This window comes from Campylobacter sp. CCUG 57310, assembly GCF_013201975.1.
Classification (GTDB): Bacteria; Campylobacterota; Campylobacteria; order Campylobacterales; family Campylobacteraceae; genus Campylobacter_A; species Campylobacter_A canis.
Genome location: NZ_CP053845.1, coordinates 271,763 through 298,761 on the forward strand (window position 1 = coordinate 271,763; position 26,999 = coordinate 298,761).

Annotated in this window: 25 protein-coding genes and 1 tRNA gene; 24 read left to right on the forward strand and 2 right to left on the reverse strand. The window is 37.0% G+C overall.

What is annotated here, in order from left to right:
• Entirely contained in the window at positions 1 to 783 is a 783-nt protein-coding gene (locus CORI_RS01415; RefSeq protein WP_173030508.1) for a TOBE domain-containing protein, read from the reverse strand.
• A gap of 230 nt (positions 784 to 1,013) precedes the next feature.
• On the opposite strand from CORI_RS01415, the gene CORI_RS01420 reads away from it, so the two are divergent.
• From CORI_RS01420 to CORI_RS01430, 3 genes are read left to right on the forward strand one after another with little or no spacing between them, the layout of a single operon-like run.
• Positions 1,014 to 1,703: a VacJ family lipoprotein gene (locus tag CORI_RS01420; RefSeq protein ID WP_173030509.1), complete on the forward strand. Its 690-nt coding sequence runs from the start codon at positions 1,014 to 1,016 to the stop codon at positions 1,701 to 1,703.
• Between the two features lies 1 nt (position 1,704).
• On the forward strand, positions 1,705 to 2,295 hold the full coding sequence (locus tag CORI_RS01425) for an ABC transporter substrate-binding protein (RefSeq protein ID WP_169941239.1): 591 nt from the start codon (positions 1,705 to 1,707) through the stop codon (positions 2,293 to 2,295).
• A 5-nt stretch (positions 2,296 to 2,300) separates the two neighbouring features.
• Positions 2,301 to 4,754 (forward strand): RND family transporter, encoded by a 2,454-nt coding sequence (locus CORI_RS01430; RefSeq protein ID WP_173030510.1) that lies wholly within the window; start codon positions 2,301 to 2,303, stop codon positions 4,752 to 4,754.
• Between the two features lie 29 nt (positions 4,755 to 4,783).
• Here CORI_RS01430 and CORI_RS01435 read toward each other — a convergent pair whose 3' ends face one another.
• Complete coding sequence (locus CORI_RS01435) at positions 4,784 to 5,374, reverse strand: BON domain-containing protein (protein ID WP_173030511.1); 591 nt, start codon at positions 5,372 to 5,374, stop codon at positions 4,784 to 4,786.
• An 84-nt stretch (positions 5,375 to 5,458) separates the two neighbouring features.
• Between CORI_RS01435 and CORI_RS01440 the strand changes: the two genes are divergently transcribed.
• The 21 genes from CORI_RS01440 to CORI_RS01535 all read left to right on the forward strand — a co-directional run bounded on the left by CORI_RS01440 (position 5,459) and on the right by CORI_RS01535 (position 26,950).
• Positions 5,459 to 5,556: transfer RNA gene (locus tag CORI_RS01440), tRNA-Sec, on the forward strand.
• A 184-nt stretch (positions 5,557 to 5,740) separates the two neighbouring features.
• Positions 5,741 to 9,565 carry a diguanylate cyclase gene (locus CORI_RS01445; RefSeq protein WP_173030512.1) on the forward strand — a complete coding sequence of 1,275 codons (3,825 nt, stop codon included), beginning with the start codon at positions 5,741 to 5,743 and terminating at the stop codon, positions 9,563 to 9,565.
• A gap of 9 nt (positions 9,566 to 9,574) precedes the next feature.
• A complete protein-coding gene (locus CORI_RS01450; RefSeq protein ID WP_173030513.1) occupies positions 9,575 to 10,435 on the forward strand; it encodes an ATP phosphoribosyltransferase regulatory subunit in 861 nt (286 codons plus the stop codon).
• 20 nt (positions 10,436 to 10,455) lie between these two features.
• Positions 10,456 to 11,706 carry an adenylosuccinate synthase gene (locus CORI_RS01455; protein WP_173030514.1) on the forward strand — a complete coding sequence of 417 codons (1,251 nt, stop codon included), beginning with the start codon at positions 10,456 to 10,458 and terminating at the stop codon, positions 11,704 to 11,706.
• Entirely contained in the window at positions 11,703 to 12,131 is a 429-nt protein-coding gene (locus CORI_RS01460) for a flagellar export protein FliJ (RefSeq protein WP_173030515.1), read from the forward strand. Before CORI_RS01455 ends, CORI_RS01460 begins: the two co-directional genes overlap by 4 nt.
• Complete coding sequence (locus CORI_RS01465) at positions 12,128 to 12,715, forward strand: MotE family protein (protein ID WP_173030516.1); 588 nt, start codon at positions 12,128 to 12,130, stop codon at positions 12,713 to 12,715. The genes CORI_RS01460 and CORI_RS01465 overlap by 4 nt, the downstream gene beginning before the upstream one ends.
• A gap of 57 nt (positions 12,716 to 12,772) precedes the next feature.
• The gene (locus CORI_RS01470) at positions 12,773 to 13,324 is read left to right on the forward strand and encodes a DUF507 family protein (protein WP_169941255.1); all 552 of its coding nucleotides are present in this window, start codon (positions 12,773 to 12,775) and stop codon (positions 13,322 to 13,324) included.
• The gene (gene carA / locus CORI_RS01475; RefSeq protein ID WP_173030517.1) at positions 13,324 to 14,442 is read left to right on the forward strand and encodes a glutamine-hydrolyzing carbamoyl-phosphate synthase small subunit; all 1,119 of its coding nucleotides are present in this window, start codon (positions 13,324 to 13,326) and stop codon (positions 14,440 to 14,442) included. The genes CORI_RS01470 and carA overlap by 1 nt, the downstream gene beginning before the upstream one ends.
• Before the next feature lie 5 nt (positions 14,443 to 14,447).
• The gene (locus CORI_RS01480) at positions 14,448 to 15,116 is read left to right on the forward strand and encodes a sulfite exporter TauE/SafE family protein (protein ID WP_173030518.1); all 669 of its coding nucleotides are present in this window, start codon (positions 14,448 to 14,450) and stop codon (positions 15,114 to 15,116) included.
• Between the two features lie 19 nt (positions 15,117 to 15,135).
• Positions 15,136 to 16,359, forward strand: coding sequence for a PAS domain-containing sensor histidine kinase (locus CORI_RS01485; RefSeq protein WP_173030519.1), 1,224 nt, complete (start codon positions 15,136 to 15,138; stop codon positions 16,357 to 16,359).
• 12 nt (positions 16,360 to 16,371) lie between these two features.
• On the forward strand, positions 16,372 to 17,046 hold the full coding sequence (locus CORI_RS01490) for a response regulator transcription factor (RefSeq protein WP_172198091.1): 675 nt from the start codon (positions 16,372 to 16,374) through the stop codon (positions 17,044 to 17,046).
• Between the two features lie 102 nt (positions 17,047 to 17,148).
• On the forward strand, positions 17,149 to 18,642 hold the full coding sequence (gene ccoN / locus CORI_RS01495; protein WP_169941265.1) for a cytochrome-c oxidase, cbb3-type subunit I: 1,494 nt from the start codon (positions 17,149 to 17,151) through the stop codon (positions 18,640 to 18,642).
• Positions 18,635 to 19,300 carry a cytochrome-c oxidase, cbb3-type subunit II gene (ccoO, locus tag CORI_RS01500; protein ID WP_173030520.1) on the forward strand — a complete coding sequence of 222 codons (666 nt, stop codon included), beginning with the start codon at positions 18,635 to 18,637 and terminating at the stop codon, positions 19,298 to 19,300. Before ccoN ends, ccoO begins: the two co-directional genes overlap by 8 nt.
• A gap of 8 nt (positions 19,301 to 19,308) precedes the next feature.
• Positions 19,309 to 19,527, forward strand: a complete 219-nt coding sequence (locus CORI_RS01505) for a cytochrome c oxidase, cbb3-type, CcoQ subunit (protein ID WP_172198082.1) — start codon at positions 19,309 to 19,311, stop codon at positions 19,525 to 19,527.
• A gap of 1 nt (position 19,528) precedes the next feature.
• A complete protein-coding gene (locus CORI_RS01510) occupies positions 19,529 to 20,383 on the forward strand; it encodes a cbb3-type cytochrome c oxidase N-terminal domain-containing protein (protein WP_173030521.1) in 855 nt (284 codons plus the stop codon).
• A gap of 11 nt (positions 20,384 to 20,394) precedes the next feature.
• Complete coding sequence (locus CORI_RS01515; RefSeq protein ID WP_173030522.1) at positions 20,395 to 20,607, forward strand: DUF4006 family protein; 213 nt, start codon at positions 20,395 to 20,397, stop codon at positions 20,605 to 20,607.
• A 3-nt stretch (positions 20,608 to 20,610) separates the two neighbouring features.
• On the forward strand, positions 20,611 to 20,712 hold the full coding sequence (locus CORI_RS10645) for a hypothetical protein (RefSeq protein WP_249934677.1): 102 nt from the start codon (positions 20,611 to 20,613) through the stop codon (positions 20,710 to 20,712).
• On the forward strand, positions 20,709 to 21,305 hold the full coding sequence (locus CORI_RS01520; RefSeq protein ID WP_173030523.1) for a hypothetical protein: 597 nt from the start codon (positions 20,709 to 20,711) through the stop codon (positions 21,303 to 21,305). The genes CORI_RS10645 and CORI_RS01520 overlap by 4 nt, the downstream gene beginning before the upstream one ends.
• Complete coding sequence (locus tag CORI_RS01525; RefSeq protein ID WP_173030524.1) at positions 21,295 to 21,777, forward strand: FixH family protein; 483 nt, start codon at positions 21,295 to 21,297, stop codon at positions 21,775 to 21,777. Before CORI_RS01520 ends, CORI_RS01525 begins: the two co-directional genes overlap by 11 nt.
• A 35-nt stretch (positions 21,778 to 21,812) precedes the next feature.
• On the forward strand, positions 21,813 to 24,155 hold the full coding sequence (locus CORI_RS01530; RefSeq protein WP_254064942.1) for a PD-(D/E)XK nuclease family protein: 2,343 nt from the start codon (positions 21,813 to 21,815) through the stop codon (positions 24,153 to 24,155).
• Positions 24,152 to 26,950 (forward strand): RecB-like helicase, encoded by a 2,799-nt coding sequence (locus tag CORI_RS01535; protein ID WP_173030525.1) that lies wholly within the window; start codon positions 24,152 to 24,154, stop codon positions 26,948 to 26,950. The genes CORI_RS01530 and CORI_RS01535 overlap by 4 nt, the downstream gene beginning before the upstream one ends.
• The last annotated feature ends 49 nt before the right edge of the window (positions 26,951 to 26,999 follow it).

Below are 26,999 nucleotides of genomic sequence, written 5' to 3' on the forward strand. Positions count from 1 at the left end.
TTATACTCCTATTATGATTTGACTTGATTTGATTACGGCTGTTAGTTCGTCGCCAACGCCTATTTTCATCTCCATTGCGCTATCTTTTGTTATGATTGCGGTGATGGTTTGATGATCGTTTATCTCAAGGACTATTTCAGCACTTACCGAGCCGATTTTAGCCTCTATCACCTTGCCTTTTAGTTGATTTGCCGCACTTATATTTAGATTTTCGTCCTTAGCAAGCATAACGCTTGGGGCTTTAAATATAAATACTACTTTTTTGCCGACTTGCAAATTTAAGCTCTTTTCGGATTCTACGGTTATGACCGCTCTTAAAATTTCATCATTTGAGAGTTTTGCTACTACTTCAGAGCTTACCGCTCCTGTTTTTATCTCAATTATCTCACATGATAATTGGTTTCTGGCACTTAAACTCATACTCATGCGTTGTAAATTTGCTATTTCGGCAGTAGAGATGTCTATATTTGCGCATACTTTTTCTAAAAATATTTTTTGCGACTCAAGCATAGCTTCATATATATTGATCATCTTTCTGCCGTATTCGGTTAGCTCGCTTCCGCTATTTTTTTTATTTCCTTGCATGCGGGCTATTAGAGGCTTATCCGAGCGGTTATTTAGCGCATCTAGACTATCCCAGGCGTTTTTGTATGAAATGCCTACGAATTCTGCCGCTTTAGTTATGCTTTTTGTCTCGTCAATCGCTTTTAGCAAATTTATATGCTTGGTTAAAACAGGCACTCCGCTATCTAAAAATAACTCTAAACTTATATCTGCTTTCATCTCTTATCCCTTATATTATATTTGTATATTTAATTATAATGCTAACTTTAATCGGTTTATATATAAAAAAGCTTTTAAGTATAAAACAGTATATATAAAAAGCAACTTAAAACAAAACTCAAATACTCCGATCTAAACAAGATTTTATAAATTTGTAATAGCCGTAAAAATTTAATATTTTTGATTTTGTTATAATTATTTTGGTAATATTAGCAGTTTGAAAGGAAGCTATGAAAATTTTTATATCTTTAATGCTTGGTTTTGTTTTGGTTTTTGGAAATGAAATTGATGAATTCGATGATGAATTTAAAGATAAGACCGAGGTGTTTGATCCGCTTTCGGGATACAATAGAGTAATGACGAACGTAAATGACTTTTTGTACGTAAATATTTTTAATCCCGCCATAAGAGGTTACAACTACGTGGTTCCGCAGCCCGCAAGAGAGGCTGCTGGAAATTTCTTTGACAATCTTTTATTTCCTCTTAGATTTGTAAATAACTTGCTTCAATTTAAATTTAAAGAAGCGGGCGAAGAAACGCTTAGGTTTGTCGCAAATACGATAATAGGCTTTGGCGGACTAACCGACGGGGCTAAATACTATGACTTGCAAAGACATGATGAGGATTTTGGTCAAACTCTTGGATATTGGGGGGTTGGAAGCGGTTTTCACGTAGTTTTGCCGATTTTGGGACCTTCAAATTTACGCGATATAGTGGGCTTAGCCGGAGATTATTTCGCCGATCCTATAAGCTATATAAATCCTAGTTCAAGGGCGAGCGGTATTCAAATTTACAGAAGAGGCAACTCATGGTCGCTTGATCCTGATGCTTATGAAAATTTAAAAAAAGACGCGGTTGATTTATATCCGTTTTTACGCGATGCATACGAACAGCGTCGTAATTATTTGATAAAGGAATAAGATGAAATTTTTTAAAATTATTTGCGCTTTGTTTTTAAGCGTTTCACTTTATGCTATAACCGAGAGTGAGATAAAGCCAAGCGTTGAGGCGGCGACAAAAAACGCTATTTCGGTTTTAAAGGATAAGGGCTTAAACAACGATCAAAAAGCCGATAAAATTTTTGCTATATTTGATCCGTTTTTTGACTATAAACAAATGGCTAAAATAAGCCTTTCAAAGCGATACGACGCTTTAAGCGATACTCAAAAGCAGCAGTTTGACAAGGCGTTTGAAACAAGACTTAAAAGCTCGTATGTAGATAAGCTTTTAAGCTATAACGACCAAGAGATAAATTTAAAAGAGCACACAAAACCAAACGATAAAAGATACTGGCTAAACGGCGAGGTTGTAAGCGAAGGCAAAAGCTATCCTTTTGTCTATAAATTTTATGACGCTAAAGAGCGCGGTTGGCTTATATACGACCTTGATATTTTAGGCGTTAGTATAGTTCAGACTTATCGAAGTCAGTTTGGAAGCTTGCTTGAAAACGGCAGCTTTGATGATTTGCTAAAAAGGTTAGAAAGCGTAAATTTGCCCGAGGATAGCAAGTAAATTTAATGAAATCCATCTTTAAATTTATCGTTTTTTATCCTAAGCGAGTTATTGTTTCAGTCTTGCTTTTAACACTTGTTTTTGGATATTTTTCCACAAAACTTGCCATTGATGCCTCCACTGAGACGCTTTTGCTTGAAAACGATAAAGACTTGGCTTTGTTTAGGGATGTTGCTAAAAGATATGCAAGCCCTAACTACTTAGTTGTCGCATACACTCCAAAAAACGAGCTTTTAGATGATGTTACGCTTGAAAAGATTAGAAATTTATCAAGTGAATTTGAGCAAAACGAGCTTGTTAAAAATGTCGTATCCATACTAAATGTCCCTCTGCTTCAAAGCTCAGGCGGTTCGCTTAGCGATATAGTAAAGCGAGTTCCTACTCTTGAAGATCAAGATATAAATAAAACCGCCGTGAAGCTGGAATTTGCAAGCAGTCCGCTATATACAAACGCCCTTGTAAGCAAGGATCTAAAAACAACGGCGATCATCTTAAATTTAAAAGACGATAAAAGATACACGGAGCTTTTAAACGCTAGAAATTTGCTCTTAAATAAAGAACTAAACGGTACTTTAAGCGGAGACGATAAGCAAAATTTAAAAAGCGTAAATATTGAGTTTAAATCCTATCGCGACTCTTTGCGCGCAAAAGAGCAGGCTAGTATAGAGCATATAAGAGGCGTGATAGATAAATTTAGAGGCGATGAGACGCTGTTTTTAGGCGGAGTAAATATGATTGCAAGCGACATGGTAAGCTTCGTAAAATCGGATCTTTATACTTACGGTATAAGTGTAGCCTTGCTTTTGATATTTAGCCTTTGGCTCTTTTTTAGGCAAATTCGCTGGATCGTGCTGCCTATATTTATATGCGCGGTTAGCGTTATATTTGCAACGGGACTTTTTGGCTTTTTGGGCTGGGAGATAACGGTTATCTCATCAAATTTCATAGCTCTTCAGCTTATCATTACTATCTCGGTTGTGATTCACTTAACGGTTAGCTATAGGGAGTTTTTTATAACCAAGCCGAGCTTAAATCAACACCAGCTTGTATATCTAACGCTTAGGGATAAATTTCAGCCATCTTTCTTTGCGATATTTACGACCGTTATCGGCTTTTTATCGCTTGCGTTTTCCGACATAAAGCCCGTTATAATGCTTGGCGTGATGATGAGTACGAGCATATCCATTTCGCTTGTGCTTGCGTTTTTATTATTTGGCAGCGTAGTCTCTCTTCTTGATAAGCTCGCTCCCGTTAGGACGTTTGAGAGCAAATTTAACTTTACTAAAATTTGTGCAAATTTTGCTCTGAAATCCAAATTTGCAGTTTTTGCCGTAAGCGGACTTATGCTTGCTTTTGGAATTTACGGAATTTCAAAACTTCGCGTTGAAAATAGCTTTATTGAGTATTTTAAAAGCTCAACCGAGATCAATAAAGGCATGCGGATAATCGACACTAAACTCGGTGGCACGGTGCCTGTGGATGTACTTATAACATTTAAAGACACAAGTAAAGACGAGGGCGTAAACGAAGCGAAAGATGAATTTGAAGATGAGTTTAAGGCTAATGAAAACGAGGCTAAGTATTGGTTTAACAGCCATAAGATGAACATCGTAAAAAAAGTGCATACTCATCTTGAAGGCAAGGAATTTGTCGGAAAGGTTTCAAGTCTTGGCACGCTTTTAGAGATTATTGAAATTTTAAACGACGGAGTGATTGATGATTTCTTGCTAAGCGTTATGTATGAGCAGATGCCTGAAATTTATAAAGATATTATTTTAAGCCCTTATGTTAGCATCGCGGGTAATCAAGTGAGATTTTCGCTTAGGACTATTGACTCTGATGAGAGGCTTAGACGAGATGAGTTTTTAAAAACGCTTGAAAGCGAGATCGTAAATTTAACCAAAGACGATAACGTGAAAGTCGAGATAAGCGGCGCAATGGTGCTTTATAACAATATGCTTCAAAGCCTTATTTACTCGCAGATTGATTCTTTCGGTTTTGTCGTTTTAACTCTTTTTGTGATATTTTGCGTCATTTTTAAGAGCGTAAAACTTGCGATTATCAGCATTATCACAAATATCATCCCGCTTTGCGTGGTCTTTGGAGTGATGGGCGCGGCAGCGATTCCGCTTGATATCATGAGTATTACTATAGCTTCCATAAGTATCGGTATCGGCGTGGATGACATTATTCATTATATCCATAGATACCGCGAAGAGCGACGAAGCAAAAGCGTGGCGGAGAGTATAAAAGCCTCGCACGCAAGCATAGGTTATGCGATGTATTATACTTCCTTTGCTATATTTTTAGGCTTTAGCGTGATGGTTACTAGTAACTTTATCCCGACTATTTATTTTGGATTGCTTACCGATTTGGTTATGGTTATGATGCTACTTGGCGCATTGGTGCTTTTGCCTGCGCTTATTCATACGTTTTATGCAAAAAGCGTTGTTGAGTAAGTAAATCTAGCTTTTGAGTTGGGCTAAATTTACTTTATAACTCTTAAAAACGAATAAACATCATTTACGCCTTCGATATGCTTAGCATACCAAATGGCGTGTTTTTCTTGCTCGATATCGGTTATTATGCCTGTAAATACGACATTGCATTGCACTACGCTAACCCTTATGCTAGTGCCGCTTATCTTGCTATCTGCAAAGAGGTTATTTTTAAGCGCAAGCATTATGTTTAGGCTGTTTTCGCATTTTTTTTCGTCGCTTGGAAATCTTATATAAGTGTAAATTTTTTCAACCTCGGCGGTATCTTTGGCTAAATTTATAAGTTTTGTTTTATGATCCATATCAGGCACTATGCCTATTAGATAGACGTTGCCGTAAAAGCTCTCTACGTCGATATCAAGGTTGCTAAGTCCTGAAGAGGCTAAAATTTTGCTTTGAATTTTTGTTTTGATAACCTTGTCTTTTGTTATTGCGTAGATTCCTCGCTCGTCTTGAGAGATGAGATATGCGTCATAGACGTTTAGCCCTGTAAGCGGAGATGGGATGCTGGTAAAAATTTCTAAACATCCGTTTGAAAACAGTGCAAAAAACAAATTTATAAATACAAATCTAAATTTCATAAACAACTCGTTAATAATTTGCCTGAAATCGTATAAAATTCAAACTAAAATTTATATAAATCTGATATAATCCAGATAGTCTTTGGAGGATAAAGCGATCTGGTGGCGCTCGCGGACTTCAAATCCGATGACGGGGCGGTTGACCGCTTCGTGGGGAGTTCGATTCTCTCATCCTCTCGCCAATTCCTAGCTAATTACATTTTTATTTTAATGTTTAAATTATATTAAAAAAAGAAAAATCCGATATAATACTCTCTATTAAATTTTCATTATAGTTTTTAGGGCATTTGGTATAAAATAATGTTTTTACACAAGAATAAAAATTTATCTTTCAACATCTTAAATAAAATTTATTTTGCAAATTTTATGACCACTATTGCTATATTTTGCATTATCGCTTTTGGATTAAGTTTGAAATTTGACGATGTAAAAGATAACGTATATGCCAACAATAGATACTTTAGAAATGTTATTACCACTCACTCAAGAACGGTTGCAGCAGAGCTTGATTTATTGCAAAAATATATAATTTCTAATAGCTCTGACATTGGAACCATACTTGATTACGCCTTTCGCAATAAAGAGGAGTATCACGCCTTTTATGTGCTTGACTCTAATGGCAATATCGAATTTTCAACTCTAAAAAGCAACGAGATCAATAAAGATTATAGAGTATTTTTTGCTTCAAAGCCGTGGGAAGGTAAATTCGTAGATAGAATTTATAAATCCAAATTTAGCTTTGCGACAAGTGATATTCCCACTAGATTTATCGCTAAAGATCTTGGAAACGGCAAAATTTTAGTTGCCGAGATTAAATTTGATTTTATCTATGGAGAGCTTACGCAAGCTTATGACGATAAGGGGGCTAACTCTTTTATCATAAACGGCGACGGTAAAATTTTATTTCATCAAAATATAGATCTTGTGCTTGAGCAAAAGACTATATTTGATCTTTACGGCGTAAGGGCTGATTATCTTACGAATAACGAAATACAAACCAGCGATTTTGGCTCAAAAAATTTCGATATTTATCTTATTAGATATATACCTGAAGAGGATATGGCGATAGTTACTTATCGCTCTTTTGATAGTATTTTTGGCACAAACTGGCTGTTTTTGCTGATATCAATTACATTTTTATTCTCTTGCCTGCTGCTCATTTTTATCGATGTTAGAGTTACTAAAGATAAGGTCATAAAGCCTATTCTTTCGATTAAAAAACTCATTAAAAAGATGGAAAACGAAGAGGATATTAAGCAGTATGTAAGTGCTAAACATATAACCGATTTTAACGAGATAATAAACGGTATTATTAAAATCTATCAGGATTTTGACGTTAAAAAGACAGCTTATCTTGAGCATGATAAGAAATTTGGCTATCTATTTAAGAAAGGCCCTCTTGTTATATTGCTAATCAATGCTAAAACAGGCGATATCATAGAGGCAAGTGCAAAAGCTTTGGAATTTTACGGCCTTGAGCAAGAGGGGATGATTGGCAAGAATTTAAATTCCTTAAATGCCATAGAGTCAAAAGATATAAACATCATCTCTCACGGAAATATCGACGATACGATAGTTTATGAAACCAAGCAAAGAGTTTCAAACGGCGATATCAAAGATGTCATCATAAGCAGAAAAAATATCGATGTGAATGATTACAAGATAGGTTTTTGCGTCATCCAAGACGTTACTTACGAAAATATGATGAGAGAGAATTTAAAGAAAGAAAACGAGACGAATTTCTACTCTCCGGTATTTACCATATCTTGGAAAAACGGCTTTTTAGAAGATATTATAAATGTATCCTCAAACACGCAAAGCATACTTGGATACAAGATCGAAGAGATGCTTGATAGCAATTTTAGCTTCAAAGATATTATTCATCCTGAGGATTTTATTAAAATTTTTAATGAATTTAACATCAAATTTAGACTCTTTGGGCTTAACTTTTCTAAAAAAGAGTATGAGTCTTTACAAACTTGCAGACTTATAAAGAAAAATTTAGAGATCATCACTTGTAATATCTTCATCAAATTTATCTCAAATGACGGCAAGAACGTCAGCGAAATCATAGGGTATTTTATAAATAACGAGCTTATTAAAAAGGTAAGCGTAGAATACGCGGATATAAACAAATCCGTTCCTATAAGCGTTCAAAAAGAGTCAAAAGACTATAAACTAATTGCCGATAAGTATAAAAATATAGTTTCAAATTTATTCTTGCATTCAAAAGAGGGTATAGCGCTTGTCGGTACGGATAGTAAATTTATAGACATAAATGATACTTTTAGCGATATTACGGGATATTCTAAAGAAGAGATCATCGGCAAGCCTTCAAGCGTATTAAAATCGGGCGTGCATGATAATAAATTTTATTCCAATCTATGGAAAAAAGCCGTTGAAAACGGTTATTGGAGCGGTAATATATGGAATAAGCGCAAAAACGGCGAGAAATATCTCGAGTTTTTAACCATAAGCGCAATTTACGACAGCAACGGAAGTATCGAGTATTTCTTGGCTATTTTTTCAGATATTTCAAGTATGAAGGCAAAAGAGGATAAATTAGAGCAAATCGCTTATTACGATCCGCTTACCAAGCTTCCAAATAGATTTTTATTCTCAAAGCGTCTTGAAGAGGCTATGAAGGCGGCGGCGCAGTCTGAAAATTTATTAGCCCTTATCTACATCGATATAGATGACTTTAAGCCTATAAACGACCTTTACGGACATAGTATAGGCGATCAATTCCTTATAGAAGTTACCAGAAATATAAATAGCGTAATCAAGGCAAACGATACATTGGCTAGAATTGGTGGCGATGAATTCGTAGCCATCGTAAATGACATATACGATCACAAGCAAGCCGAAGAGATACTAAACAGCATACTAAAAGCGGCAAATAAAGATATATACATAAATTACAAAAAATTAAAAGTAAGCATTAGCGTAGGCGTAAGCTTGTATCCTCAAAAGGCGGACATAAGGCAAGAGACATTGATCGAGCAGTCCGATTGGGCGATGTATCAGTCAAAATTATCGGGCAAAAACAAATTTTATATCTTTGATCCAGAATCTGATAGAAATTTTAGAGACAAATACGCGGTTGCCGATAGAATTGCAACCAGCCTTGCAAGCAATGAGTTTAAAATAGCTTACCAGCCTATCATAGAGATAAAAACCGGCAAAATTTCCGCTCTTGAGTCCTTTGTCAGATGGAAATCAAGTAGTGTTTCCATACTACATGAAGAGATCTTGCCTCTTGTTTCAAAAGATTATATATACGATGATTTGGTCATTTGGAATATAAAAAATGCGCTTAGAGATCAGGAATTTTTAGCAAAAGAGCATGGACTTAACTTAAAAGTCAGCGTAAATGTAACGCTTGAGCTTCTTTATAAGATGAATTTTATAGATAAATTTAAGATTATCGTCGAAGAAGGATATGAGAATTTACATATGCTTGAGTTTAATATAAACAACTCAAATTCCTTTAAACAGCCTGATGACGATGAAACATTGGAGGTTTATACCGAACAAGGCGTTACCTTTGCGCTTGATGAATTCGGCTCAAATTCCGCTTCGCTTCAAATTTTAAAAGACATCCACGCCGATAAGCTAAAAGTCTCAAAATACTTAAGCTTAAGTGCGGTAAACGGAGCCGATAGCCTTATCATACTTCGCGCGATACTCTCTCTTTCAAACGCATTTTCTAAGGATGTAGTTGCAAAAGGAGTTGAGACTTCAAGTAATATGAGACTGCTCATAAAAGCAGGATACCAAAAGCTTCAAGGTGGGTATATAGCGCCTCCTATGAAGATTGAAAGCATTAAAAAATGGTCAGATAACTATCAAATTCCAGAGCAATTTAAAGAACTAAGAGCGCTGAATGAAGATGATATGATGTGGTGTAATTTAGCCGTTATGCATAGAGTTTGGATAAGAAGCTTGCTTGATATGCTAAGTGCTTCAAATTTAGGCAGACTTGACACCAAAGAATTTGCCAAAGAATATACCGCTATGATGATAAACGTCTATAAAAAACATATAGAGGATACGCACAAAGTAGCCATTCATGTAGAGATAAGCGATATAATCATGAATATTTTGACAAATCTTGACAGCAAGCAAGATATCTCTAAACTTGTGTTAAATTTAAAAACCAAGCGAGATAAGCTGCTTGATTTAGAGTAAGGATGGGCTGTGGAGTTTAAAAATTTTGACGCAAATATATTTGAGCATGAGATCCCGGTAGGAAGCAGGCTTTATTTCGGCAAGAGTGCATCTCTTAAGCGAGAGGTTGAAAGTATAGCCAGTGAAATTTTAACCCAAAACGGCTTTAATGAGATAGTAACGCCTTATTTTTCGCACCATCAGCACTTAAGCGTAGCTCCTACCCAACTTCTTAGATTTAGCGATCATGCAAATCACGAAGTAAGCTTAAGAGCCGATAGCACCGTCGATGTCGTAAGGATAGTGCTAAGAAGGCTAAAAGACAGCGAGCCGAAAAGATGGTTTTATATCCAGCCGATTTTTAAATACCCAAGTAGCGAATTTTATCAGATAGGAGCTGAGTTAATAGGCGAAAAAGATCTTATAACAAGCGTAAATATCGCTAAAAGTCTCTTTGAAAGGTTAAATTTAAAACCCTATCTTCAAATAAGCCACATAAAGATACCTCATATCGTATGCGAACTTTTAAATTTACCTATTAGTATATTTGAGCATGGCGAGCTTGAGAAAATTCTAAATCAGGATAAAGAGTGGCTAAGAAAGCTTGTTTTTGTAAATTCGATTAAAGACATCGATGAAATTTTAAGCATGGTGCCAAATGAGTTAAAAGAGCCTCTTTGCGAGATAAAAGAGCTTGCGAGTCTGTCGCGATATGAAAATTTAAGAATAGTGCCGTTATACTACTCTAAAATGAGATATTACGATAATCTGTTTTTTAGATTTTTAAGCGGTAATCAAATTTTAAGCGGTGGCGGAAATTACGATATAGAAGGCATTAAAAGTAGCGGTTTTGGTGTTTATACCGACGCTTTATTAGAAAATTTGAAATAAAAACTAATCAAGGATTTAAGATGACTAAAGCTGATATTGTAGTCGGAGTTCAATGGGGAGACGAGGGAAAAGGCAAGATAGTTGATATGCTAAGTGCCAAGTATGATGTGGTTTGCAGGTGTCAAGGCGGACACAACGCCGGTCACACTATCTGGACAAACGGCGTAAAATACGCGCTTCACCTTGTGCCTTCGGGAATTTTGCATAGAAATATTATAAACGTGATCGGCAACGGTGTCGTAGTAAGTCCTGAATTTTTGATCAAAGAGCTTGAGCAGTTTGAGGATCTTGAAGGAAGATTTTTTATAAGTGACAAAGCGCATTTAAATTTACCTCATCACGCACTCATAGATCGTGCAAAAGAGCGTTTAAAAGGCAAAAACGCCATAGGAACTACAGGAAAAGGCATAGGACCTGCTTATAGCGATAAGATAAGCAGAAGCGGTCATAGAATGGGCGAATTAAACGATCCTGATAAACTTTGCAAGGCTATAATGAGCGATTTTGAAGAAAACAGATGCTTTCTTGACGCGCTTGAAATAGAAATTCCAAGCAAAGAGGAGCTTTTAAAAGAGCTTAAATTTTATAAAGAGAAGCTGGCGAAATTTATAACCAACACTACAAGGCTTGTTTGGAAAGAGCTTGACAATAATAAAAAGATATTGCTTGAAGGTGCGCAAGGAACCTTGCTTGATATAGATCACGGCACTTATCCTTATGTAACTAGCTCAAACACCGTAACAGCAGGTAGTTGCGCAGGTATAGGCATAAACCCTAAAGAAGTAGGAGAGGTAATCGGCATCATCAAAGCTTACACTACTCGCGTTGGCAACGGAGCTTTCCCGTCTGAAGACTTTGGAAAAGATGGCGATCGTATGTGTGATGTGGGTAAAGAGGTCGGCACTACGACAGGCAGAAGAAGACGCTGTGGTTGGTTTGATGCGGTTGCTGTAAGATACGCTGCCAGACTTGACGGAGTGGATAAATTTGCGCTTATGAAGCTTGACGTGCTTGATGGATTTAGCAAGGTTAAAATTTGCAGAGCGTACGAGTACAAGGGCAAGGAAACGGATTGTTTTCCTACCGATTTGGAAAACGTAAAGCCGGTTTACGAAGAGCTTGACGGTTGGGATAGCGTAGTCGGCGTGCGTGAATTTAAAGACCTTCCTGAAAATGCAAAGGCTTACATAAGACGCATAGAGGAGCTAACCGGAGTCAGAGTAGGCATCATCTCTACGAGCCCTGAAAGAGAAGATACTATCATAAGATGAAGAGCAAATTTAGCCAAATCGTAAAAGTAAAAAAACAAAATTTGGATAAAATAAGCATGCGTCTTGCAAGAAGTAGGGCTGAAACCGTGATGATAGAGGGATTTATCGCTGAAGCAAACGAGCAGATAGCATCTATAAAACTGCCTCAAAGCGGTCAAATTTCGCAAATGAAAAGCTCTTTGGAACTTTTAAATTTGGCTCGCAAGGAAAAAGAAATTTTAACTCAAAGGCTTGAGCTTACCAAAAAAAGCATAATGCACTATGAGCACCAATATAAAAACGCAAATTTAGAGTATGAAAAGATCAAGTATCTTGAAAGCGAGGATTTTAAATCTCAAATCGCCAAGATAAAAAGAGCCGAGCAAAATATGCTTGACGAGTTCGGTTCTATCAGACATGCCTATCTTAAAGAGAGTGGGAATTGAAGAAAATTTTAATTTTATTGCTGCTGAATTTGGCTCTTTTTGGTTTTGAAGTGCCGGTTGATTGTGTTTCTATATTTGAATCCAGAAAAGCCGAGCTTTTAAAAGAAGTTGAAAAGATAGATGAAGCCAAACAAGGACTTGAGGCATTTCAGGCTTCATCAAAAGCTCTGTTTAACGAGCGCAATATCCAACTTGCTAAAAAAGAAGCCGAGATAAACGCGACACTTGAAAAAATCGAAGCAAAAAAGAAAGATATCGAAAATTTACTCAAGAGAAACGATGAAATTTTAGCCGAGCTTAAGACGATGACTACCGATAAGGTTAGCGAAGCTTACGGCAAGATGAAGGATCAATCCGCCGCTGATGTGCTAAGCGCTATGGATAGAGCAAATGCCGCTACTATAATGTATGCGCTGGCTCCTAAAAAAATTTCAACTATCATGGCTAAAATGCCGCCTAATATAGCTTCGGAGATAACGTTACTGCTTCAAAAGGGTCCGCCGTTTATGCATAGCGAATCAAACGCGACTTCAGGCAGTGATAGTTCGCCCGAAGGACCTGCGGGAAATCTGCTAAATTTTTAAAATTTAACCTACTTTTACCTTTTTTTGGCTAAAATTCAGCCAAAAAGAGAGGTAAATATGCGTATTAAACTACCACACACTCCCTATATTGCACAAAAAATCGCAATTGATCTATTAAAATCCGGATTTGTTACTTTAAATAAAGGTGTTGAGCCTCTTGCAGCTCTTGCTAAAGAAATTTTAGATGATGATTTAAACCGCGAAAGAGCGCTTGAAGAGCGAGTTAATGAGGTCTTGGAAGAGAATGAAAACGAGATGGAATTTATGCAAGTGGATAGAAAAAATATGTTTTGGCTCGTTAAGAAAAAACTCGCAAAAGAGTATAACGTAATACTTGCTTATGAAGATCGTTTTAATAACGTTGCTCACCTCATCCTTGAGGCCGCTTGGAAAAAAAGCCTGATGGACTATACCGTTTCTGAAAATAGAATTAAAAACATAATTTATGGCTCGATAGAAAACTATATTAAAACCTACGAAAAGCTTGAAGATGAGGTTATCGCAAAGATTGATAACTATAAGCGCAAGCTGATACCGGGTACCGAAGAGTATGATATCGTGTTTGAAAAGCTTTATGAAGAAGAGCTAAGAAAAAAAGGAATGCTTTAATGAAAGCTTATATCTATCTTGAAAACGGCGTATTTTTAGAAGCTAAGGCTTTTGGTAAGGGCGGAAGCGCATTTGGCGAACTAGTCTTTAACACATCCATGAGCGGTTATCAAGAGATAATGAGCGATCCAAGCTATGCCGGACAGTTTATAGTATTTACCATGCCTGAAATCGGCATAGTGGGCGCAAATGACGACGATATGGAAAGCTCTCATATTTATGCAAGCGGTGTTATCATGAGAAGCTATAACGAGATGACTTCAAATTTCCGCTCTCAAAAGAATTTAGCCGAATTTTTCGAGTCAAAGGGCAAATTCGGCGTTTATGACGTAGATACTCGCTATCTTACTAAAATTTTAAGAGATAACGGCAATATTAGAGCCTTCATATCAACTGAAATTAGCGATAAAGACGAGCTTAAAAGACGCCTTGAAGCGTCGCCTGATATATCCGAAATAAACTATGTCAAAGAGGTTAGCACAAAAGAAATTTACTCTTATGAAAAATCACCTTGCAAATACGGACAAAAACCTTTTAAGTCTTCGAAAAATGTCGGCAAAAAAGTCGCGGTGATTGATTTTGGGGTTAAAAGAAATATACTAAACGAGCTTTGTGAGGTTGGTCTTGATGTCGAGGTTTATCCTTATGATACGAAGGCTGAAATTTTAATAGACAAGTTTAAAAAAGGCGAAATTCACGGCGTATTTTTATCAAACGGACCGGGCGAACCAAAGAGCTTAAAAACCGAGATAGAGCAGATAAAAATTTTAGTTGAAGCTAAGATGCCGATATTTGGAATTTGCCTTGGACATCAGCTGCTTAGCAATGCGTTTGGTTACGAGACTTACAAGCTTAAATTCGGACAGCACGGCGCAAATCACCCTGTTATAAATTTAGACACAAAAAGCGTTGAGATTACAGCACAAAATCATAACTACAACGTGCCGGAAAACATTTGCGAGGTTGCCGAAATAACTCACAAGAATTTATTTGACGGCACTATCGAAGGGGTTAAATACAAAAACTATCCCGTATTTTCCGTCCAGCATCACCCTGAAGCTAGTTCAGGACCAAATGAAAGTAAATATATATTCAAACAATTCGTTGAAATTTTATAAAATTTATGGATAGTGCGACTGTTTTTTCGATCATAACCGTTGCGCTATCTAGCTCATTAGCTCACTGCACCGGGATGTGTGGAGGCTTTGTAATCGCACTTTCAAGCTTTTTAGATCAAAAAAAATCAGTAAAAAATATATTTGTCATTATAGGCTATAATGCTTCAAGAGTTAGCGCATATATCCTGCAAGGTGCTATTTTTGGTGCGTTTGGAGGAGTGTTTATACTCTCTTTAAAGGCAAGAGGATATCTGTTTTTTGCTCTCGGAGTTTTTTTAGTGATTTTAGGGATCGCGCTTATTCGTCGCGGGAAAATTTTAAATTTGATCGAGACAAATTCGCCGTTTTATAAGTTTATAAACTCAAATATGCGAGCTTTGATATCTAAAAAGAGCAAATTTGGCTTTTTGATACTTGGGTTTTTAAACGGTTTTTTGCCTTGCGGCGTGGTGTATTATTTCCTAGCGCTTGCGATCGCTGCCGGAAGTGCGGCAAAAGGAGCTCTTGTGATGGGGCTTTTTGGCGCTGTTAGCTTGGTTATGATGAGTACATATGCTCTTTTGTTTAAACTGCTAAGTGATAAATTTAGGAATTTTATGCTTTACATATCCGGTGTTTTGATAGTAGGATACGGCATTTATTTGGCGTTTTTGGGATTTATGGCGACGAAGTAAATTAAAGTAGAGTTAAAGTATGAATAAAATAGAAAAGAAATTCAAGCAGTATCAAGAGGCGATAGAGGCTAGTAATATCGTATCAAAAACCGATATAAACGGCATTATTACCTTTGTAAATGATGAATTTTGTAAAATTTCCGGCTTTTCAAGAGAGGAGCTTATCGGTGCAAATCACAACATAGTTCGCCATCCCGAAGTTAATGAAAATGTATTTAAAAAACTTTGGAATACAATTTTAGCCAAAAAAGTTCATAAGGCTATCGTCAGAAACCGCACTAAAGACGGCAAAGACGTCTATCTAAATACGACCATAATTCCTATTTTGGATTTAAACGGCGAGATAGAGGAGTTTGTCGCGATTCGCCATGATATAACCGATACGATAAATTTAAATAACGAGCTTTTAAAGACCAAACAAGAGCTTGAGGATCTTAATAAAACGCTTGAAAAAAGGGTCAAAGAACAGACTAAAGAGCTTTTAAATCTAAATGAAAATTTAGAGCAACTCGTGCAAGAAGAGATAAAGAAAAACGAAGAAAAAACCAAGATGCTTATAGTTCAATCTCGTCTTGCGAGCATGGGAGAGATGCTTTCAAACATAGCTCATCAATGGAGGCAGCCGCTAAATGAGCTCAGCATCACGCTTTTTAAACTCAAAGAGGCTGCTGGCAAGGATGATGAGAGGTTTAAGAGTGGCTATGAGCACTCAAAGCGGATTATTAAGGATATGTCTCATACTATTGAAGAGTTTAGAAATTTCTTTAATGTGGATAGGGATAAGGAGCTTTTTTTGCCTTCGATTTCGCTTAAAAACGCTATGCAGATGGTTGAAAAGACCTATCAAAAAGAGGGCATTGAGCTAAAGTTAAATTTGGAAAATGAAGCTGAAATTTTAGGCTTTCACTCGCAACTTGCTCAAGCTATAATCATCTTGCTTAGTAATGCAAAAGATGCGATGAAGGACAAAAAATATGATAAAGTTGTTACCATTTCAATAAATATAGAGGATAAATTTGTAATAATTCAGGTTTTGGATAACGGCGGCGGCATCAAAGATGAGATTATAGATAAAATTTTTGAGCCTTATTTTACTACTAAGCATCCAAGCGCAGGAACAGGTATAGGACTATATATGCTTAAGACTATAGTTGAGAACATGTGTGGAAGTATAAATGTGCGAAACGAACCCTTTGGAGCTTGCTTTGAGATAAGATTACCTATTGCAGACGAAGATAATTAAGAAAGAGGGATAATGGGAAATTTAAAAGATCTAACAATACTTTTGGTAGAGGATGAACATAGAGTAAGAGAGTCTATGGGCGAAGTTTTTGCAAGTGAATTTAAGAAGGTAATAACTGCCGGCAACGGAGATGAGGGGCTTAAGAAATTTAAGAAATTTAGTCCCGATATCGTGGTAACGGATATCGCGATGCCTATTACGGACGGACTTGATATGTCAAAAGAGATAAAAGAAATTTCTAAGAACACTCCGATAATAGTTCTAAGCGCATTTAGCGAGAAAGAAAGACTGCTAAAAGCCATAGATGTCGGTATAGATAAGTATCTGATGAAACCTATTGATATGGATGAGCTTTTTACAGTGCTTGAAAACATAGCAAAATCAAAGATAGAAAGCGCAAATTTGATAGATATTGCGGATGGATATTTTTTCAATCAGACCAAAAGGGTTTTAGTTAAAGACGGAGTGGAGATAGCCCTTACGAAAAAAGAGCTTGCATTTATATCTTTGCTTGTTAAGCGTCTTGGCACTCTTGTTTTGATTGAAGAGATAAAAAATGTCGTTTGGGTTGGCGAAAAAGTAAGCGAAGCTGCTATAAGAACCTTTGTAAAGCGTGTTAGAGACAAAGTTGGAGCCGAATTTATCAAAAACATCCCGGGACTTGGATACAAGATAGATCTGAAATAAATTATAAAAATTTGCTTAATTTAAGAATATTTATATATTATTTACTTTAAAATATCACTATAAAATTACGTTAAAGTGATAAATTTAAAAAGGAGGTTTTTAATGCGACCATCAAATGCATTAAACTACGATTACACGGTAGCTAAGTATTTTATGTTTGCAACCATATTGTTTGGTATCATCGGTATGGCTATCGGCGTGATTATAGCGTTTCAGATGGCATATCCTGACCTGAACTACTTGGCTGGCGAATATGGAACTTTCAGCCGTCTTAGACCGCTTCATACCTCGGGCGTTATCTTTGGATTTATGCTCTCGGGAATTTTTGCGACTTGGTACTACATCGGACAAAGAGTTTTAAAAGTCTCTATGAACGAATCGCCGTTTTTGATGTTTATCGGCAAGCTTCATTTTTGGCTCTATATGGTTTTGATGATAGTTGCAGTAATCAGCCTTTTTGCAGGCGTTAGCACATCAAAAGAGTATGCCGAGCTTGAGTGGCCGCTTGATATAGGCGTAGTTGTCGTGTGGGTTCTTTGGGGTGTTAGTATATTTGGACTTATCGGAATTCGCCGCGAAAAGACGCTTTATATCTCGCTTTGGTACTATATAGCTACGTTTCTTGGCGTTGCTATGCTGTATCTGTTTAACAACATGGCGGTTCCTACGAAATTTATTTCAGGATACGGCGACTGGTGGCATTCAGTTTCCATGTATGCCGGCACAAACGACGCTTTGGTTCAGTGGTGGTATGGGCACAACGCGGTTGCTTTCGTGTTTACCGTTGCGATCATAGCTCAAATTTATTACTTTCTTCCAAAAGAGAGCGGACAGCCTGTATTTTCATATAAATTATCGCTTTTTGCATTTTGGGGACTTATGTTTGTCTATCTTTGGGCGGGCGGACACCACCTTATTTACTCGACCGTTCCTGACTGGATGCAGACTATGGGATCGATATTTTCTATCGTTCTTATCCTTCCGTCTTGGGGCTCTGCGATAAACATGCTCCTTACGATGAAGGGCGAGTGGGTTCAGCTTCGCGAAAATCCGTTGATCAAATTTATGATTTTGGCTTCAACTTTTTATATGTTCTCAACGCTTGAAGGACCGATCCTTTCTATCAAATCGGTAAACGCTCTTGCTCACTTTACGGACTGGATCCCGGGACACGTTCATGACGGTACTCTTGGATGGGTTGGGTTTATGACTATGGCGGCACTTTATCATATGACTCCGCGCATTATGAAGCGTGAAATTTACTCAAAATCCTTAATGGAAGTTCAGTTCTGGATCCAAACTACGGGTATCGTTCTGTATTTCGCGTCAATGTGGGTAGCAGGTATCACTCAAGGTATGATGTGGAGAGCGACTGATCAGTTTGGAAATTTAGCCTATTCATTTATAGATACCGTTACGGTTCTTATACCTTATTATTGGATTAGAGCGGTTGGCGGACTACTTTACTTGATAGGATTTTTTATATTTACTTATAATATTTACAAATCGATGTCTGCAAGAGTGCTTGATAAAGAGCCTGCAAATGCAAGCCCAGCAGGAATTTGCTGTGGCGTAAAGGAGGCAAAAAATGTTTAGTTGGTTAGAAAAAAATCCATTCTTTTTTGCTGTTGCGGTTTTTATAGTTATCGCTTATGCGGGCATTATCGAAATTTTGCCTGATTTTGCAAATCGTGCAAGACCGGTTGAGGGGGTTAAGCCTCCTACGGTGCTTCAGCTTGCAGGCAAGCATATCTACATGAAAGACAGCTGTAACGCCTGCCATACGCAGATGATCCGTCCGTTTAAGTCTGAAACCGATAGATACGGTATGTATTCTCTAAGCGGCGAGTATGCTTATGATCGTCCTCATCTTTGGGGTTCAAAAAGAACAGGACCCGATCTAAAACGCGTAGGCAACTACCGCACGACAGACTGGCATGAAAATCATATGCTAGATCCTACATCTGTAGTTCCTGGCTCTATCATGCCTGCTTATAAACATATGTTTAAAAACAATGCCGACATAGAAACGGCTTACGGCGAAGCGGTTACTACAAAAAAAGTATTTGGAGTTCCTTACGATACCGAGGGCATGCCTAAGCTTGGTTCTTGGGAAGAGACTCAAGCAATCGTAAAAGAAGAGGCTCAGGCTATAGTTGACGAGATGAAAGATCAAGGCGTAAAAGATGCGTTTGCAAGAGGCGAGATCAAAGAGATCGTCGCAATAATCGCATATTTAAACAGCTTGAAATAGGAAAAACGATGGATATGCAGACTATAAGAGAGCTTCAGGGCTATGGATTTTTCTTCTTTACGGTTTTTTTGGTAATCGTGCTTTATAGCTATTATTATCATCTTTATAAATCCGAAAAAACGGGCAGAAGAAACTACGAGAAGTACTCGAATTTAGCGCTTAACGACAATCTTGATAGCGAAATTTTAGAGTCTGTATCCTCGGATAATACAAAAAAGGAAAGTTAAAATGCAATGGTTTAATTTAGAAGACAATATCAATCTCCTCTCTCTCATCGGCGCATTGGCTATCATCTTGCTTACCGTTTTTGTGGTTGGCAAATATATGAAACAGATGAAAGAGAGCAAATCCGAAGGAGAGCTTAGCGAGCATAATTGGGACGGCATAGGCGAGTATAAAAACCCTCTTCCTATAGGTTGGGCGGTGATGTTTGTGCTTACTCTTGTGTGGGCGATTTGGTACTATTTGGTGGGTTATCCGCTTAATTCGTATTCTCAAATCGGCGAATACAACGAAGAGGTTAAGACTATGAACGCCAAATTTGAAAAAGAGTGGGCAAATCCTGATCTAAAAACTCTTCACGCAATGGGCGAGAGTATCTATCTAGTTCAGTGCTCTGCGTGTCACGGCATAACAGCTGACGGCATTAACGGCAAGGCGGCTGATCTTACCGTATGGGGAAGCGAAAAAGCACTTGTCGATGTGATACTAAACGGCTCAAAAGGACTTGATTATCCTATGGGTGAAATGCCCGGAGGAATGGCCGATGAGGAGGGTGCAAAAGCTATCGCCGCTTACATAGCCAAAGAACTTTCGGGTATTAAAAAAACATCTAGCGAAGATTTAGTCGAGGTCGGCAGAGCGCAGTTTGCGGTCTGTGCGTCATGCCATGGAGATGACGGCAAAGGAATGGACGGCATGAGTCCCGATCTTACAAAATACGGCACGAGCGAGTTTGTAATGGACGTGTTAAGACGCGGTAAAAAAGGCGCGATCGGTGCTATGCCTAAATTTGATGACGGTAGGCTAAACGATATCCAGCAAAAAGCTGTAGGCGAGTATATACTCTCGCTTAGTAAATAAGGAGGCGACAAGTGGAAAATACAAATCGAAATGTTTTTGCGCTAAATGGCGTAACTGGTATGCTTATAGCCACGGTGCTTTTGCTTACTATCTTGGCGGTGCTTACTTGTCTTGGAATTTCGGCTCAAAAAGAAGTCGCTCAAAAGCCTTACACTCTTGAAAATCCAAGCGGTATTCAGATGAAGAGCGTTGAAAACGCCAAGCACGTGAAAATTAAGGAGTAAGATATGTCGGCAATTTTAGAAAAAGCTATACTTGTTTTGCTTATCGTCGCAGCGGCGATTTGCGCGTGGTCGGTTCTAACTCCAAATCACCTATTCGTAGGATGAAAATTTTAAATTTTAAGGGCGTTTTCTTCGCCCTTATCCTTTTTCTATCACCTATTTTTGCAAATAAAATTGTCCTTATTAACGAAAACATCCTAAGCGATAAAGTTGAGAGTAAAATTTCAACTATCGGTGAGGAGCTACGCGAAAAAACAGGCATTTATGCCGGGCTTGGAATTTTTGAAAATTTGGGTAGTAAAAGCATAAACGAGAAATTTAAAGAGCTAAATTTAAAGCCGCCGTATGCATTTTTAATGCTTGCAAAGAGTGAGCATAAGCTTGAAATTTTTGCCGATGAAGATACGCTAAAGCTTTTTGATAAAGAGCAAATTTTAAGCCCATATCCCGCCAGAGGCTCGATACTTCCGATACTTACTTCAAAAAACGGCAAGGATATTTATAACGCTTCTATGTTAAATGGCTATGCCGATATCGCCGAGCAGATCGCAAAATCAAAAGGTGTTAAACTAGAAAATGCTATCGGCAGCTCAAATAAAATCACTCTTGATATTTTAAGATTTGCCGTTTACGGGTCGGTTATTTTGGTTATAGTCGTGATAATGTTTGCTAAATTTAGGAGAAGAAATGCAAAATAACACAAAGACGTTTTGGCCTCACGCGATAGTGCTTTCCATCATCGCCATAGTGATAGCTTGCATCGCAACTATCGTTATCGCGCTTAAAAATCCCGTGCAGATGGATAACTTTTATATGGATAGATATCAAAATGTCGATGAAAACATAAACGAGATAAGAGATGCTCACAAACGCTTTGAAGCCAAATACGCAGTTGCGTTTGATAATCCAAATCCAAGAGCTATGGAGGGCGAATTTGAGTTTAAAATCACTCCTAAAGGCACCCAAGTGCCAAATTTCAAAACGCAAATTTTGCTTACTAAGCCTGAAACGAACGAATTTAACGAGGAGCTAAGCCTCACCCAACAAAAGGAAGTTTTAAAAACAGCCAAGGTAAAATTAGCCAAAGAGGGCAGATGGCAAATTTTGCTTAAGATAAATGACGGCGAAGATACGGGGTTTTATAAATTCGATATAAACGCCACTAGATAGCTAACTGCGCTTTTTAGATTTCAAAAGGCTTGCGCGTGATAGATAGACAAAATTCGCTTTTTGTATTTACAAACTCACGAAAAATTCGCGAATTTAACTCAAAATTTGAAAACCAACTCATACCAAAAGCTCTTACAATAGCCGAATTTGAGAAAAAGGCGGTTTTTGTAAGAGATAAATTTGAGGCTGATTCCACTTATCTGCTTGTTTTGATGCAAAGAGCCACATCAAGCGTAAAAGAAGCAAATTTAAAGCTAAAAATCCCAAATGAATTTTTTGCTTTTTTAAAAAACAACGACTATCTTTTTAGTTTTTTTAAAGAGCTTGCTATCCAAAAAAGAGCCATTGCGGACATCAAATTTAGCGATATATACGCTGATTTTGAGGAGCACCTTGATATCCTTGAAGCGGTTTTTAAAGAGTATAAAGCTCTGCTTGAAGCCGAGAATTTATACGATGAGATAACTTTGAGTGAAATTTATGAACTAAATACTTGGTTTATAAGCTCTTATAGTGAAATTATAATTGAAATAGACGGATTTTTAAGCGAATTTGAATGGGAGCTCATCGGCAAAATTTCAAATTTAACAACTCTAAAAATCATCTTTCAAACAAGTAAATTTAATAAAAAACTTATTGAGAAGATAGCTCAAATTTCAAGCATCGAGATAGAAAATTTCACCCCTTATACAAAATTTGAACTAAATCTCAGCGCAAAAAGCCTCAAAAGTCTTGAAAAAATAGAGCGAAAAAGAGCTATAGAGGCTCGCTCGTTTAGTGTTAGAAGCTTGCAGTGCGCTTACGCTATGGCTAAAGTTAGCGAGTTCATACGCGAAGGTATCGCACCTGAAAAGATAGCTGTCATACTACCTGATGAGAGTTTTGGCGAGATTTTAAAACTGCATGATTTTAACAGGCTATTTAACTTTGCAATGGGCGAGAGCTTTACACATACTAAAATTTTTCAGACGCTAAGCTATATAAACGACGCGATAAACGATAAGAAAAGCATAAATTTAAGTCCCGAAAACAGCCTAAAATTTAGTGAATTTGAGTTTGTGTTAAACTCATTTGGCGTTAGCGACGAACTTTTTAATAAATTTAAAAACGGCTATGAAAGTGCTTGTTCGTTTGAAAAATTTAAAGAGCTGATGGATGACATTTTAGTCTTGCAAAATGATGCCAGAGTAGAAGAAAAGATACTTGAAGAGCTCTTTTTCGTGCAGAATTTATCGCGCTATTTTAGCTTTAGTTTAAGGCAAATTTGTGAGATATTTTTAATGCGTCTAAGATCGCTTAGCCTTGATGACGTAGGCGGCGGAAAGGTTAGCGTGATCGGCGTTCTTGAAAGTCGCGGTATGAAATTTGAGGGTGTGATACTGCTTGATTTTAACGACGATCTAATACCAAAAAGAAGCGTAAATGAGATGTTTTTAAACTCTCGAGTTAGAGAAAAAGCAGGTCTTATAAGCTACGCCGAGCGTGAAAATTTGCAGAGGTTTTATTATGAAAGCCTTATAAATTCAGCCAAAAAAGTAGCGATTGCCTATGTCTTAAACGAAGAAAAGATAGCTTCGAGATTTTTAAACGAATTTAGTGTGGTTGAGGACGTTAAATTTAGTGACGAAAGCTATATGAAACTGCTTGGCGGTTTAAATTCAGCTACTCTTAAGGGCTTTGATGAAGAGGTTGTTTTAAAGCATGATTTTTTTGCTAGACCGCTTTCTTTTTCAAGACTTAACACATTTTTAAAGTGCGCCAGAAAGTATTATTATGCTTATATTAAGGGCATTAAGCCTGCTAATATGCCTTATGAAAAAAGAGACTTTGAAGTAGGATTAAAGCTTCATGCCGCACTTTGCGAGTATTATCAAAATTTTAAGGAATTTGATTTAAGCAAATTTAAAAATATCCTTTTGCAAAAGGATATCAGCCCGCTTGATTTTGAAATTTTGATGGTTAAATTTGAAAAATTTAGCGAGGTTGAAGAGGCTAGATTTAAAGAGGGTTGGCGAGTTTTGGAGTGTGAAAAGAGGCTTGAAAATACGTTTTGTGGCGTGCATATAATCGGCGTTATAGATAGGATTGACGTTAAAAATGAGCAGATGATGCTCATTGATTATAAAAGCGGCTTGATAGAAAAAAAGTCCTTGCAGCTTCCATTTTATCAAGCGCTTATCGGCAAAGAATGCGAAACAAGGTATTATGACCTTAAAAACGAGATGAATTTGGTTGAAAATAGCTCAAATTTAGACGAACTTCAAGCAGAGATGGAAAATCTAAAAAGCATAAATAATACTCATATAAATTTCGCTCAAAATATCTCCGCAGAGTGTAGATACTGTGAGTTTAAAACTATTTGCAAGGGCGAACTATGAAGCCGTTTTTAGCCCTTGAAGCAAGTGCGGGAAGCGGCAAGACATTTGCGCTTAGCGTGAGATTTATCGCTACGATTTTAAACGGAGCAAACCCAAACGAGATAGTTGCGCTTACGTTTACTAAAAAAGCTGCAAACGAGATGAAAGAGCGTATTATCAAAACTTTTTTAGCTCTTGAAACTCACGTAGCGGAGCTTGCCGAACTATCAAGAATGCTTAAAAAAAGTGAAGAAGAAATTTTAAAAATGCGCGACAAGCAAAAGGCTAAATTTTTAGAATCAAATCTTAAAATAGGCACTTTTGATTCGTTTTTTGCGAGCATTTTAAGGCAGTTTAGCTTAAATTTGGGGTTAAGCTCCGATTTTGATATAAGCTCAAATTTAAAAGAGCTTCAAAGGGCAGAATTTATAGCTCAAATTTCAAAAGATAATGCGCTTTTAAAAGCGCTTGCCGCTTCAATCGCAGCCGCACAAAAGAGCCAAAACAACTTCTTTGAAACTCTTGAGATATTTTATGAGAATTTTAGCTCGCTAAAACGGGACGAAAATGCTAAATTCCCAAGTCCTGATAAAGTCGAAAAAGCCCTTTTAAATTTGCGCGAATATGCTGAAAATAATGGCGGTTCAAAAACGGCGGTTGATTCCTTTAGCGAAGCGAAGCCAATAGAGCTTATAAAGCGCTCTTTCATAAGCAAAGAAAGCCTTGAATACCGTACTTACTCTAAAATTTACACCCCTAAGCTTGATGAGCTGTTTTTTGAGCTTAAAAATGAGCTAAAGAGCTATTTTGACGAACTTGAAGCTTATAAGATAAATGAGCTTGGGCGGTTTTTAGAAATATATAAACGAGTAAAACTTGAGCTTAATCAAAAGCTAAATACTCTTACTTTTAGCGATATAAACGCACTTGTTTATGAGCTACTTTGTGGCAAGCTTGATAACCAGATGCTTTATTTTAGGCTTGACGGTAGGATAAATCACCTCTTGATCGATGAATTTCAAGACACAAACGTGACACAGTATGAGATCATGAAGCCATTAATTGCCGAAATAGTTGCGGGATACGGACAAAACGGGCTTGGAAGCTTTTTTTATGTGGGTGATACCAAGCAGAGTATTTACCGATTTCGCGGTGGGAAAAAAGAGCTTTTTGATAAGTTAAAGAGCGATTTTATCCAGATAGAAAATGAAAATTTAGATACTAATTACCGAAGTTTTAAGGCTCTTGTGAAGTTTTCAAATGCGGTTTTTAAGGATAAGATCGCAAATTTTATAGAGCAAAAAGCATCTGTAAAAAATGATGAGCGTATAGATGGCGTACAAGTTTTGGATGAGTGCGAGTATTTTAAAAGCGAGTTTAACGATCATGGATTTTTGCGTGTCGTAAGCAGTGAAGATATCGTAAACGAGGCGGTAGAGCAGACCAAAAATCTGCTTGCAAACGGAGTAAAAGAAGATGATATAACGATACTTTGCTGGAAAAACGAAGACATAGATCGCCTTGGTCTAGCACTTGAAGCTAGCGGCATAAAAAGTCTAGGAGAAGGAGCTACCGAGCTAATCAAAAGCCCTTATGTGGGCGCACTCTTGGAATATGCTAAATTTTGCCTATTTGGCGATGAAATTTATAAGCTAAATACAGAAGCGATTTTGGATGTAAAAGCCGTAAGACTAAAAATAGATGAAGCCAAACCGGCGTTTCAAAGCTTAAAATACTTAGCCGATAAACTTGGAGTAAGTAGCGATAATAGCGATGTTTTAAGGCTTTATGAGATGGCGCAAGAGTTTGGAAATTTAGCTAATTTTATATTTAACCTTGAAAGAACCCAAGAAAAAGCTAGTTCAAAAAGTAAAAACGGCGTAAAAATCATGACCGTGCATAAGTCAAAGGGGCTTCAGTTTGAGCATGTGATAGTATGTGATAAGATAGGCGGAGATAAAAACGATAGTTCAAATTTTATCACCGAATACGATATAAATAGCGGTTGGCAGATAAAGCATAACGTCAAAAAGGAGAGTTTTGATGATGAATTTGCAAGTCTTAAACAAAGAGTAAAAGAGCTCGAATACGCAGAGGATATAAATAAACTCTATGTTGCTTTTACACGCGCTATTTGTTCGCTTGTAGTTGTAAAAAAACTGGAAACAAACGGCAAAAATCCTAGCTTTTTTAGCGCGTATGAATCAAGCGGAAAAAGTGTGGAATATCTAAATTTAAATGACTTTAGTTTTGGAAAAATTTTGCCTAGTAAAAGTGAAGGTGCGAATGAGAAAATATCACAGGATCATCTTGACATAGCTAAAATTTCAAAGCAAGAAGTTGATGAATCCCAAAGGCAAAGTAGCAAGAATTTGCATGCCATTTATGTCGGGCTGGCGCTTCACTATCTGCTTGAAATGACGGCTAAATTTGATGAAAATGAGCTTGAAATAGCTAAAATTTCAATGCAAAATAGATTTAGTAAATTTCTTACGCAAAACGAGCTTGATGATGTTTATAAGAGCGCTTTAAATTTGATTAAAGATAAGAAATTTAAAGAATTTACAAATTCTAAATTTGTGTTTAAAGAGCAGCCTATTAGATTTCAAAACTCCCTTAGACAGATTGATTTGCTATGTTTTAAAGATGATGAAATTTGTATAATTGATTATAAAACTTCAAAGAAAAATACTGAAGAAAATATCGCTCAAATAACGCAGTATAAAGACGCTATAAGGCAGTTTTATCCGAATTTTAATGTTAGAGCCGCACTGTTTTACGCCTTTAAGGATAAGATAGAGTGGATTGAAATTTAAATATTACTTAAATTAAGGTTAATATAAGCTATTTTTAAATACAATCACA

Coding starts and splice junctions, on each gene's coding strand:
- CORI_RS01425 (WP_169941239.1), top strand. CDS start 1,705: ATGAAATTTTTTAAAATTATTTGCGCTTTGTTTTTAAGCGTTTCACTT.
- CORI_RS01415 (WP_173030508.1), bottom strand. CDS start 783: ATGAAAGCAGATATAAGTTTAGAGTTATTTTTAGATAGCGGAGTGCCT.
- CORI_RS01520 (WP_173030523.1), top strand. CDS start 20,709: ATGAAAATTTTAAATTTTAAGGGCGTTTTCTTCGCCCTTATCCTTTTT.
- CORI_RS01505 (WP_172198082.1), top strand. CDS start 19,309: ATGGATATGCAGACTATAAGAGAGCTTCAGGGCTATGGATTTTTCTTC.
- CORI_RS01435 (WP_173030511.1), bottom strand. CDS start 5,374: ATGAAATTTAGATTTGTATTTATAAATTTGTTTTTTGCACTGTTTTCA.
- CORI_RS01480 (WP_173030518.1), top strand. CDS start 14,448: ATGGATAGTGCGACTGTTTTTTCGATCATAACCGTTGCGCTATCTAGC.
- CORI_RS01430 (WP_173030510.1), top strand. CDS start 2,301: ATGAAATCCATCTTTAAATTTATCGTTTTTTATCCTAAGCGAGTTATT.
- CORI_RS01460 (WP_173030515.1), top strand. CDS start 11,703: ATGAAGAGCAAATTTAGCCAAATCGTAAAAGTAAAAAAACAAAATTTG.
- ccoN (WP_169941265.1), top strand. CDS start 17,149: ATGCGACCATCAAATGCATTAAACTACGATTACACGGTAGCTAAGTAT.
- CORI_RS01470 (WP_169941255.1), top strand. CDS start 12,773: ATGCGTATTAAACTACCACACACTCCCTATATTGCACAAAAAATCGCA.
- CORI_RS01535 (WP_173030525.1), top strand. CDS start 24,152: ATGAAGCCGTTTTTAGCCCTTGAAGCAAGTGCGGGAAGCGGCAAGACA.
- CORI_RS01485 (WP_173030519.1), top strand. CDS start 15,136: ATGAATAAAATAGAAAAGAAATTCAAGCAGTATCAAGAGGCGATAGAG.
- CORI_RS01455 (WP_173030514.1), top strand. CDS start 10,456: ATGACTAAAGCTGATATTGTAGTCGGAGTTCAATGGGGAGACGAGGGA.
- CORI_RS01525 (WP_173030524.1), top strand. CDS start 21,295: ATGCAAAATAACACAAAGACGTTTTGGCCTCACGCGATAGTGCTTTCC.
- CORI_RS01510 (WP_173030521.1), top strand. CDS start 19,529: ATGCAATGGTTTAATTTAGAAGACAATATCAATCTCCTCTCTCTCATC.
- carA (WP_173030517.1), top strand. CDS start 13,324: ATGAAAGCTTATATCTATCTTGAAAACGGCGTATTTTTAGAAGCTAAG.
- CORI_RS10645 (WP_249934677.1), top strand. CDS start 20,611: ATGTCGGCAATTTTAGAAAAAGCTATACTTGTTTTGCTTATCGTCGCA.
- CORI_RS01420 (WP_173030509.1), top strand. CDS start 1,014: ATGAAAATTTTTATATCTTTAATGCTTGGTTTTGTTTTGGTTTTTGGA.
- CORI_RS01490 (WP_172198091.1), top strand. CDS start 16,372: ATGGGAAATTTAAAAGATCTAACAATACTTTTGGTAGAGGATGAACAT.
- ccoO (WP_173030520.1), top strand. CDS start 18,635: ATGTTTAGTTGGTTAGAAAAAAATCCATTCTTTTTTGCTGTTGCGGTT.
- CORI_RS01445 (WP_173030512.1), top strand. CDS start 5,741: ATGACCACTATTGCTATATTTTGCATTATCGCTTTTGGATTAAGTTTG.